Source organism: Halomonas sp. 3D7M, assembly GCF_014897885.1.
GTDB lineage: Bacteria > Pseudomonadota > Gammaproteobacteria > Pseudomonadales > Halomonadaceae > Vreelandella.
The window spans coordinates 85,483-94,658 of record NZ_JABUZF010000268.1 but is presented as its reverse complement, the minus strand read 5'-3'; the positions used below and the strand labels follow the sequence as shown (position 1 = coordinate 94,658).

The following is a 9,176-nucleotide window of genomic DNA, read 5'->3' as shown; positions in this document are numbered from 1 at the left end:
TCGACGGCGGTGGGCCGCCAAGTTGCACGTGCCGCTGCCGAGCAGTTAACCCCAGTGACGCTTGAACTAGGTGGTAAATCACCCGCTATCGTGGCGAGTGATGCTGATCTGGATCGTGCGGCCGCCTCAATTATATTTGGCAAGGGAATGAATGCTGGCCAGACCTGCATTGCGCCGGATTATGTGCTCGTAGAAAGCCGCCATCTGGAAGCCCTTATTCAGGCGCTAAGTCGAGCTATCGAACAGCAGCGCCCCAGCGATAAAGAGGCCACGGGCTTTGTCAGCCCCCACCATCAGAAACGCAGTGAACGGCTGATAGCACAAGCGAGAGATCACGGCTGCCGCATCATCGATATCGGGCAACACGCACCAGCGCTCGTTATTGATCCAACCCAAAACCTTGAGCTGATGCAAGAGGAAATTTTTGGCCGTGCACTACCGCTTATCAGCGTTAAAAACATCGACGACGCGATTACCTTTGTGAATACCCGGCCTCACCCACTGGCACTTTATGCCTTCACCGACAATAAGTTGCTGCAAACAACCTTGCGTCACACCACTCGCTCTGGTGCGCTGGTATTTAACGAAACGCTGCTCCATCACGCGGTTCCCGCGCTGCCCTTTGGTGGCGTTGGTGAAAGCGGCATGGGGGCTTATCACGGTCGCCACGGTTTTGAACGATTCAGCCATTTACGAGGTATTTTTTATCAATCAAAACGGGCCTCTAGCGCACTGATAAGGCCGCCTTATAAACGCTGGCTATTAAAATTACTCAGGATTGGCTAAAGCTGATGAATAACAGCCTACCATCGGTTTCGAAGCCTCCTTACCCGGAGGCTAAACAAGGCTAGGCAATCGTTTAGCGACGGAGTTTATTCCCCTAGCCGAAGCGAGTGGTGATATTCTTTTAGCCAACGCTTTTTTACCTGGTGTAACGAATTGGGCACCCAACGTTCAAAAAAACATTGCCATGGAGGCTATTGATGGCGCATGACCTGCTTGACCGCTTACGCGAACGCTTAGAAGAATTAAACCGCTCAGAACGCAAAGTTGCCAATGTCATCCTGGAGGACCCAGCAGTAGCCACCAGCTTGAGCATTGCAAGCCTTGCCCAAGCGGCCAGCGTCAGCGAGCCCACGGTCAATCGGTTCTGCCGCAACTTCGGCGCCAAAGGCTACCCCGATTTTAAAATCAAACTTGCCCAAAGCCTCGCAGGCGGAACGCCCTATGTGACGCGCGCTGTCGAGCCTGGCGATACAGCAACGCAGTATACCCATAAGATTTTTGGCGCGACGATTGCCGCCCTGGACGAAGCCCAGCGCGAGGTCGATATGGCCGCTGTTGAGCGCATGGTTGATTATCTTACTCAAGCAAAACAGATCCATTTCTTTGGCTTAGGTGCCTCAGGTGCCGTCGCCCAGGATGCCCAGCACAAATTCTTCCGCTTTAACTTGCCCGTCATGGCCTATGTAGATGTGCTGATGCAGCGCATGGTGGCTGCCGCCTGTCATACCGGTGACGTAGTGGTGATTATCTCGTACACAGGCCGCACCAGAGAACTGGTCGATATCGCACGCGTTGCTCGCGAAGCAGGCGCCGTGGTGCTGGGGATCACCGCCCCGAACTCACCGCTTTCCTTAGAATGTACCTCGACTCTCGAAGTCGCCACCCCCGAGGACACCGACCACTATATGCCCATGACCTCGCGGATGATTCAACTAACGCTGATCGATGCCTTAGCCACTGGGGTTACACTCAGGCGCGGCGAAGACTTCCTACCGCACCTGAAGAAAATCAAAGATAGCCTGCGCGATACCCGCTTTCCTGTGGAAAAGGCAGGTAAGTAATCAGTAAGACAGCTATCGCTGATACGGGCCCTTTAACTGCTGACGGCAGTGGTAACGGTAATTTCTACTTTTAACTCATCAGCAGGCAGCGGCGCGCATACACAGGTGCGTGCCGGTGCATAGCCTTCGGGCACCCAGGCATCCCACACCTCGTTCATTGCAGCAAAATCATTACCGTCTTTAAGGTAGATGGTCGCGCTCAGTAGCTGCTCGCGGCTGGAGCCAATTTCTTTTAGCAAGGCATCGACCCTTGCCAGCATACTCTCGGTTTGCTCCTTAATTCCTTCGTGGCGCGCTTCAGGACCGCTTACCTGACCACACAAATAGGCCACACCTTGATGAATAACGGCACGGCTCATACGGGCTTTTGTATCATGGCGCTGAATTGTCATGGTTCAATCTCCTGGGTAAGACAAAAAAAGCAGTGTAAACCGCCACCGCTTCGTTGCCTATGCCTTCTTAATCAAGCGCGCTCCGTAGGCACGGGGCGATGCTCAAAGACTCGTCGCAAAACAAAGCTGGTGTGGGCTCCGGTGACGCCTTCAATACGGTTGATCACGTGCAGTAAAAGGTGCTGATAATCGTCCATATCACGAACCAGTATCTTGAGCTGAAAATCTGCCGCTTGGCCGGTGATAATCAAACACTCAATCACGTTGGGAATTTTACGAATATGACGTTCGAAGTTATCAAACCGTTCGGGAGTATGTTGATCCATTGAAATGTGCAGCAACACCATCAGTTGATAGCCTAGCTGCCGCGCATCAACATCGGCCCGATATTGGGTAATTAAGCCGTGCTCCTCTAGCGCACGCACCCGGCGCAAGCAAGGTGAAGGGGAAAGCCCAATGCGCTCGGCTAACTCCTGGTTACTAATCCGCCCTTCCTGCTGTAACACATTCAGAATGTGGCGATCAAAACGATCAAGTTCAAGCGGCACGACAGGCATAACAAGCAGCTCCTACCAATAAAAAATAACAATACGACATTTATTGCCAATTATTGGCGATAAAACCATATTTTCGCAATAACCTTTCGCCTTACTTCAAGTAAACTGTATTGACTGTCACAAGCAGTCCCTACACGGTGTCTTACCCAGACACCTGTTAACGCGGCTTACGCCACAAGCGGCCGCCCAACTAACTCACTGCCTTCAGGAAACTCACCATGTCTGCTTTTGATCATCGCAAATACCGCCCTGCTCCGCGTGTTCCCGCGTTCAACCGCCAATGGCCTGACCGCGACCTAACTCAAGCGCCCATTTGGCTAAGTGAAGACCTACGCGATGGCAATCAGGCGCTATTAGAGCCGATGACGGTTGAGCAAAAGCAGCGCTTTTGGCAGCAGATTATTAAAGTGGGTATTAAAGAAGTGATGGTGGGCTTTCCCTCGGCTAGCCAACCAGACTACGACTTTGTCCGCTGGCTAATTGAAGAAGACCAAATTCCAGACGATGTCACTATTGCGGTACTCGTGCAGTGCCGTGAACACTTAATCGAGAAAACCTTTGCATCGCTGACGGGCGTCAAGCGCGCCATTATTCACCTGTATAACTCCACTTCGACCATCCAGCGCGAGCGGGTGTTTGAGATGGATAGAGATGGCATTACCGATATTGCCGTGCAAGGCGCTACCTGGGTGAAGACCTATGCTGCCCAACACCCAGATGCTGACTGGCGTTTCCAATATTCGCCGGAAAGCTTCTCTAGCACTGAAATCGATTTTTCACTGGCCATCTGCGAAGCCGTGATGGATGTCTGGCAGCCAACGCCTGACAACAAATGCATCCTCAACTTGCCCACCACGGTAGAAGTTGCGGGACCGCATCATCATGCTGACCAGATTGAATACTTTTGCCAGCACATTAGCCGTCGCGACAGCGTGATTATTTCGGTACATACCCACAACGACCGCGGTGGCGCAGTCGCCTCAGCAGAATTGGCACTGTTGGCGGGAGCTGACCGCGTCGAAGGCACGTTACTGGGTAACGGCGAGCGCACCGGCAATATGGATATTGTCACCTTGGCGATGAACCTGTACAGCCAAGGCATCGACCCGCAGCTGGATCTTTCTAACCCGGACGAGATCGTTCAGGTGGTGCATGAGTGTACTGGTATTACTATGCATCCGCGCCATCCCTGGGTCGGCGAGATGGTGTATACCGCGTTTTCTGGCAGCCACCAGGATGCTATTCGTAAATCCCTCAAGCATCAAAAGCCCGACGAGCCGTGGCAAGTGGCTTACCTACCCATTGACCCGCATGATATTGGCCGCGACTACCAAGCCGTTATCCGGGTGAATAGTCAATCTGGCAAAGGCGGCATGGCCTTTTTGTTGGAGCGAGACTACGGCATTAATTTACCGCGTTGGATGATGCTGGCCCTTGCTCCTTACGTGCAACAAGAGAGCGAGCGCCGCAACGGCGAGCTTTCCAGTGAAATCATTCGCCAAGTGATGTTTGATAATTTCACTCAGGATGCGCCACTGGCATTGGCCGATTACCGGCTATCAAAAGGCCAGCACGAGGGAATAGAAATAACCCTTTGGCAAGGCTCTGAAACACTGCGCTTGTCAGGTACCGGCAACGGCGCCATGTCATCCTTCACTGATGCCTGGAAGAAGCATTCGGGCAGCCATGTAGCCATTATTGACTACAGTGAGCACTCCTTGGGTGGCGACAGCGAAGCCAATGCGATTGCCTTTGTGCAGCTGAATATTGATGGACAACGACTTTGCGCTGTGGCCGAAGATAGTGACACCGTTAGCGCATCGCTGAAGGCGCTGCTGTCAGGCATTAATATGGCGCAGGCCACCAAGCAGCATCAGCAGAAAGACGCTGCTATTGAGGCCTAAGCGCTTGCTCAGCACATTCGATACATTTCAGCACTAGCGGGTCCCAGGTGAGGCGTTTGGCACCAATCCATTCGCCACACTCGATGCACTCGCCAAAGTTCTCTTGCTCAATACGCTGCAAGGCGCCGCTGATACGCTTAAGCGTCATTTGGCGGCGCTGCTCTTCTGCCTTTGCCATGGCTTGACCCTGCAGCGCATCCATACGTGACAGCCGCCCTACCGACGTTTGATCAAGTACCACCGTCTCTCTTGAAGACGCGCTTTCAATGCTCTCTTCTCGCAAAGAAACCTCTAGTGCTAACAGCTTTTGGCGTATCGCGACTATGTCTACCTCAGGGTGGTTCATCTGCGTCTCCTAGTGGCCTCAGCGCAGAATCAGCACCGGCAAATGGGCATTGCGTAGCATGGCGGTCGTCGTACTGCCTACCAGCAAGTGACGAATACGCGAATGGCCATAGGCACCCATGACCAACAGGTCAATACCGTGCTCCTGCTTGTAAGCGCGCAAGGTTGCTTCCACTTCGCCAGCGCGAATTGCGCCTTCAGCGTGGTGGCCTGCAGACTCAAGGACATCGATTGCCCACTCAAGCTGTGATCGATTTTCTGCCGTCTCAGCACCCACGATCACGACATGGCAGGCAGCACCTGCAAAGAGCGGGCTTTTGGCCAGCATCTCAATGCCTTTGCGAGCCGTTTTGCTGCCATCAAACGCCATCATCACGTTTTTCGGCTGCGTAAACTGCTTAGGCACCATCAATAGTGGGCGATGCATCTCACGCACAACGCGTTCAAGGTTAGAGCCGAGATGGCCACTGGTTTGATGCGCAGTTTCGCCACGCTTGCCTAGTACCAGTAAGCGCATCTCCTTTTCGTTCTCAACCAAGGTCTCTACCAACGTTCCGTTACGCTGAAGGCAGAGTGGATCAGTAATACCAGCTTCGATTGCACGTGCTTTTGCCGCATCGAGCATATAGCGCCCCTGCTCACGGGCAACTTTCGCGCGCTGTTCTTCAATATCAGAAAGCTTTTCAAGCAGATGCTCTCGGGTCCCTAAACCTAAATTACCGGTTAGATCAGGCTCTGCCACCTGGGCGTGGTTATCCAGGGTATGAATAAAGCTTAATGGCGCACCAAGTGCCTTGGCGGCCCAGACAGCATAATCACAGATACTTTCTGAATACTGAGACCCATCAATAGCGGCGAACACGCGATCAGACATAAAAGCGACTCCTTGAGCGGATGCGTTAAGATTTTTATTATTCTCACTCTTTTTTACACGAACTTATTGACCAGCGACACCTTAACGCGTTCTTTGTGTTCACCCCTATCGTTATAGGGTAGGTGGTACACTTAGCAGCCTATCAACGCGGCCAGTTAAAGGAGTTACGATGGGGCATGGTATCGCGAGCATGCTACTGGTAGCACTTGGCGGCGCATTGGGCGGCATGGGTCGCTATGCCGTTTCTAACCTTATGGCCCACCTGCTGGGCAAAACCTTCCCCTGGGGTACCTTACTGGTGAATGCCAGCGGTGCGTTTATAGCGGGCGGACTTCTTGGTTACTACGGCGTGCCAACCACACAGCCGCTGTGGCTATTTACTGTTGCAGGCTTGCTAGGTGGCTACACCACCGTTTCTTCATTTAGCTTACAAACTATTGAGCTATGGCAAAGTGGCCAAGCGCTGCGTGCCGCCTTAAATATTGCCGCTACCCTAGTGCTCGGCATGGTGATGGCCATGCTCGGTTGGCTGTTAGCTAAGGGGTTGTTGCTATGAACTGGCGAGCTTACCTAGCCGTCGGGATTGGTAGCGGGCTTGGCAGTGCCCTTCGCTACGGGGTATCTCTCGTGTCTTTGGCAGCATTTGGTGGCTATTTCCCCTGGGGCACGCTGCTGGTTAACGTGCTGGGTTCTGGGATCATCGGTTGGATTGCCGCTACCTCCTCACGTTTTCCGAACGGCAAGCTTGCGCACTGGCAGCCGCTGTTAGTGGCCGGTTTTTGTGGCGGTTTTACCACGTTTTCACTCTTTAGCCTGGAAACATTGCACCTTATTCAACAGGGGCTTTCTGGGCTAGCGCTGCTTTATGTACTTATCAGCCTACCGCTTTGGTTACTGGCGGCCTGGCTAGGAGAACGCATAGCGCTTTCTCGTCTATAACCGTAGGTATTTTATGCGCGAGCAGTTAGAGCGACAGCAGTCCTGGCTTTACCTAGGGTTTATCTGCTTAGGGCTTACGTTGGGTCTGATAGCTCCCTTACTAGCGTCATCACTTGAGCAGCTGCTATGGCCGCTCCTCGGCATACTGCTCTACGCCACCTTTACTCAGATACCGCTATTACATATCAAGCAAAGCGTTATCGATAAAGGCTTTATGGCAGCGCTGCTGATTGGCAACTTCATTATCATTCCTGCGCTACTGGGGGTGTTGGTGCTAGGTCTTTTAGTAGTGGGGCTACCACTTCCCCCACCGGTGATGGCTGGTGTTTTGCTAGTGCTACTGATGCCCTGCACAGACTGGTTTATTACTTTCACGCACTTAGGCAAAGGCGATGCCGCCCGCGCTGTTGCGGCAACGCCACTGCTGCTGCTCATCCAAATGGTCGCATTGCCCGTTTATTTGTGGCTATTTTTAGGCGGCGAGTGGTTTCAGTTAACCTTTTCTACCAACCTTCTCAGCGCATTTGCTGGCTTAATCATGCTTCCTTTGGGATTGGCATGGCTGACGGAATTAGCTGCCCAGCGCTACCATGTCATTAACCAAGCCTCTGGGTATCTTGGCTATCTACCAATACCGCTACTTGCGCTGGTAGTGCTAGTCATTGCCGCGTCGCAGGTGAATAGCGTGCTAGGGCTTAGCCATGTGCTGTGGCAGGTTGTGTTTATCTTTATTGGCTTTTTAGTCATCGCTGGGTTGTTGGGTAAAACGTTAGGCAGCCTATTCAAACTACCGCCTGCCAGCGCCCGAACACTTGCCTTTAGTTTTGGCACGCGCAATTCGTTTGTCATGTTGCCCATTGCGCTTACCCTGCCCAATGGATGGCAAGCCGCGGTAGTCGTTATTGTTTTTCAATCGCTAGTGGAGTTATTTGGCATGATAGCGTTGATACGCTGGGTGCCCGGCAAGCTAATTCTGAGCCAGCTATAAAAAACGCCGGCCCCTTAGCGTGGTGACCGGCGTTAAAGTGTACGTATTGATTAACGCAATATCAGTACCGGAATTCGGCTACCGCGTAACATCGCTGTGGTGGTACTGCCGACCAGCAAGTGGCGAATACGCGAGTGGCCATAAGCGCCCATCACTAGAAGGTCGATCGCATGCTCCTGCTCGTACGCTTGCAAGGTGTCGTCTACCTCACCGGAACGGATGGCGCCTTCGGCTTGGTGGCCAGCATCACGTAGCGTAGTCAACGCCCAATCAAGCTCGCTGCGATGCTCAGCGGTTTCAGCACCCACAATCAGCACATGGCATTCGGTACCTGCAAATAACGGCGAGCGTGCCAGCATTTCCACCCCTTTACGGGCAGTTTTGCTACAATCAAACGCAATCAGCACCCTTTCAGGCTGCTTAAAGGCTTTGGGCACCATGAGAATTGGGCGATGCATTTCACGCACCACACGCTCAAGGTTAGAACCTAGGTGGCCGCTAGCGTGGTGAGCGGTTTCACCACGCTTGCCTACCACCAACAAACGTATGTCTTTCTCTAGCTCTACCAAGGTTTCGACCAGCGTGCCGTTAAGCTGGCGAATAATGGGATCAGCGACCCCATCTTCTACTGCCCGTGCCTTGGCCGCTTCCAGCATGAGCTTGCCTTGTTCACGGTTTACCTTAGCGCGCTGTTCATCAAGCTCAGAAAGCTCTTTCATCAAGCGCTCGCGGGCACCAAATTTTAGGTTACCCGACAAATTTTGCTCTGCTGGCACATCAGAATGATTATCCACCACATGCACAAAGCTAAGCGGCGCATTTAATGCCAAGCTTGCCCAAGCGGCGTAGTCACAGACGCTTTCTGCATACTGGGAGCCGTCAATCGCGGCGAGTACGTGTTCAGTCATATCGCTCTCCTTGCGGTGGTTAGTGACCGCCCATTAGCTTTTCAACCGCTTCTGGGTCGTTGTGTACCGCGTAACGATCTACCACGGTGGCACTGGCTTCACTCAAGCCCACCAGCTCCACCTCAGTTCCTTCACGACGGAACTTAATCACCACGCGGTCCAGTGCTTGAACAGCGGTAATATCCCAGAAGTGGGCACGGGAAAGGTTGATGGTGACCTTATCGATGCTCTCTTTAAGATCGAAGGCCGCAATAAAACGCTCAGAAGAGGCAAAGAACACTTGGCCAACCACTTGGTATTCACGCTCTTTACCGGCCTCTACTTCTTTCGAGCCGATATACAGGATGTTGCCGACTTTATTAGCAAAGAACATCGCCGCCAGCAGTACACCAACAAAGACACCAATCGCTAAATTGTGCGTC

The 9,176-nt window shown here is 52.7% G+C and carries 12 protein-coding genes; 6 read left to right on the top strand and 6 right to left on the bottom strand.

What is annotated here, in order from left to right; translation table 11 throughout:
- Together INT22_RS21510 and INT22_RS18380 are read left to right on the top strand one after the other, a co-directional pair.
- Nucleotides 1–786, top strand: a 786-nt coding sequence (locus INT22_RS21510) for an aldehyde dehydrogenase family protein (protein WP_226912890.1), incomplete at its 5' end; no start/stop codon positions are given.
- Between the two features lie 197 nt (nucleotides 787–983).
- A complete protein-coding gene (locus tag INT22_RS18380; protein ID WP_038477687.1) occupies nucleotides 984–1,847 on the top strand; it encodes a MurR/RpiR family transcriptional regulator in 864 nt (287 codons plus the stop codon).
- A 32-nt stretch (nucleotides 1,848–1,879) separates the two neighbouring features.
- Here the strand turns inward: INT22_RS18380 and INT22_RS18375 are convergent, their stop codons facing one another.
- Together INT22_RS18375 and INT22_RS18370 are read right to left on the bottom strand one after the other, a co-directional pair.
- Nucleotides 1,880–2,239, bottom strand: a complete 360-nt coding sequence (locus tag INT22_RS18375) for a RidA family protein (protein WP_038477690.1) — start codon at nucleotides 2,237–2,239, stop codon at nucleotides 1,880–1,882.
- A 71-nt stretch (nucleotides 2,240–2,310) separates the two neighbouring features.
- Nucleotides 2,311–2,796, bottom strand: a complete 486-nt coding sequence (locus INT22_RS18370) for an Lrp/AsnC family transcriptional regulator (protein ID WP_083006767.1) — start codon at nucleotides 2,794–2,796, stop codon at nucleotides 2,311–2,313.
- Nucleotides 2,797–3,014: 218 nt separating this feature from the next.
- Here INT22_RS18370 and INT22_RS18365 point away from each other — a divergent pair, with 218 nt between their 5' ends.
- Complete coding sequence (locus INT22_RS18365; protein ID WP_193068727.1) at nucleotides 3,015–4,700, top strand: 2-isopropylmalate synthase; 1,686 nt, start codon at nucleotides 3,015–3,017, stop codon at nucleotides 4,698–4,700.
- On the opposite strand, the gene INT22_RS18360 is transcribed toward INT22_RS18365, so the two are convergent.
- Nucleotides 4,687–5,046, bottom strand: coding sequence for a TraR/DksA family transcriptional regulator (locus tag INT22_RS18360; protein ID WP_193068726.1), 360 nt, complete (start codon nucleotides 5,044–5,046; stop codon nucleotides 4,687–4,689). The two genes, INT22_RS18365 and INT22_RS18360, sit on opposite strands and share 14 nt — an antisense overlap.
- An 18-nt stretch (nucleotides 5,047–5,064) precedes the next feature.
- Nucleotides 5,065–5,919 carry a universal stress protein gene (locus INT22_RS18355; RefSeq protein WP_193068725.1) on the bottom strand — a complete coding sequence of 285 codons (855 nt, stop codon included), beginning with the start codon at nucleotides 5,917–5,919 and terminating at the stop codon, nucleotides 5,065–5,067.
- 169 nt (nucleotides 5,920–6,088) lie between these two features.
- On the opposite strand from INT22_RS18355, the gene crcB (INT22_RS18350) reads away from it, so the two are divergent.
- Genes crcB (INT22_RS18350) through INT22_RS18340 form a run of 3 tightly spaced genes read left to right on the top strand, consistent with a single transcriptional unit; the run spans nucleotide 6,089 to nucleotide 7,846 of the window.
- Nucleotides 6,089–6,475 carry a fluoride efflux transporter CrcB gene (gene crcB, locus INT22_RS18350; RefSeq protein ID WP_193068724.1) on the top strand — a complete coding sequence of 129 codons (387 nt, stop codon included), beginning with the start codon at nucleotides 6,089–6,091 and terminating at the stop codon, nucleotides 6,473–6,475.
- Nucleotides 6,472–6,858, top strand: coding sequence for a fluoride efflux transporter CrcB (gene crcB / locus INT22_RS18345; RefSeq protein ID WP_193068723.1), 387 nt, complete (start codon nucleotides 6,472–6,474; stop codon nucleotides 6,856–6,858). Before crcB (INT22_RS18350) ends, crcB (INT22_RS18345) begins: the two co-directional genes overlap by 4 nt.
- A 13-nt stretch (nucleotides 6,859–6,871) precedes the next feature.
- On the top strand, nucleotides 6,872–7,846 hold the full coding sequence (locus INT22_RS18340; protein WP_193068722.1) for an arsenic resistance protein: 975 nt from the start codon (nucleotides 6,872–6,874) through the stop codon (nucleotides 7,844–7,846).
- A gap of 50 nt (nucleotides 7,847–7,896) precedes the next feature.
- Here the strand turns inward: INT22_RS18340 and INT22_RS18335 are convergent, their stop codons facing one another.
- Together INT22_RS18335 and INT22_RS21505 are read right to left on the bottom strand one after the other, a co-directional pair.
- Nucleotides 7,897–8,754 (bottom strand): universal stress protein, encoded by an 858-nt coding sequence (locus tag INT22_RS18335; protein ID WP_193068721.1) that lies wholly within the window; start codon nucleotides 8,752–8,754, stop codon nucleotides 7,897–7,899.
- Nucleotides 8,755–8,773: 19 nt separating this feature from the next.
- On the bottom strand, nucleotides 8,774–9,176 hold a 403-nt coding region (locus INT22_RS21505; protein ID WP_226912889.1), incomplete at its 5' end, for an STAS domain-containing protein.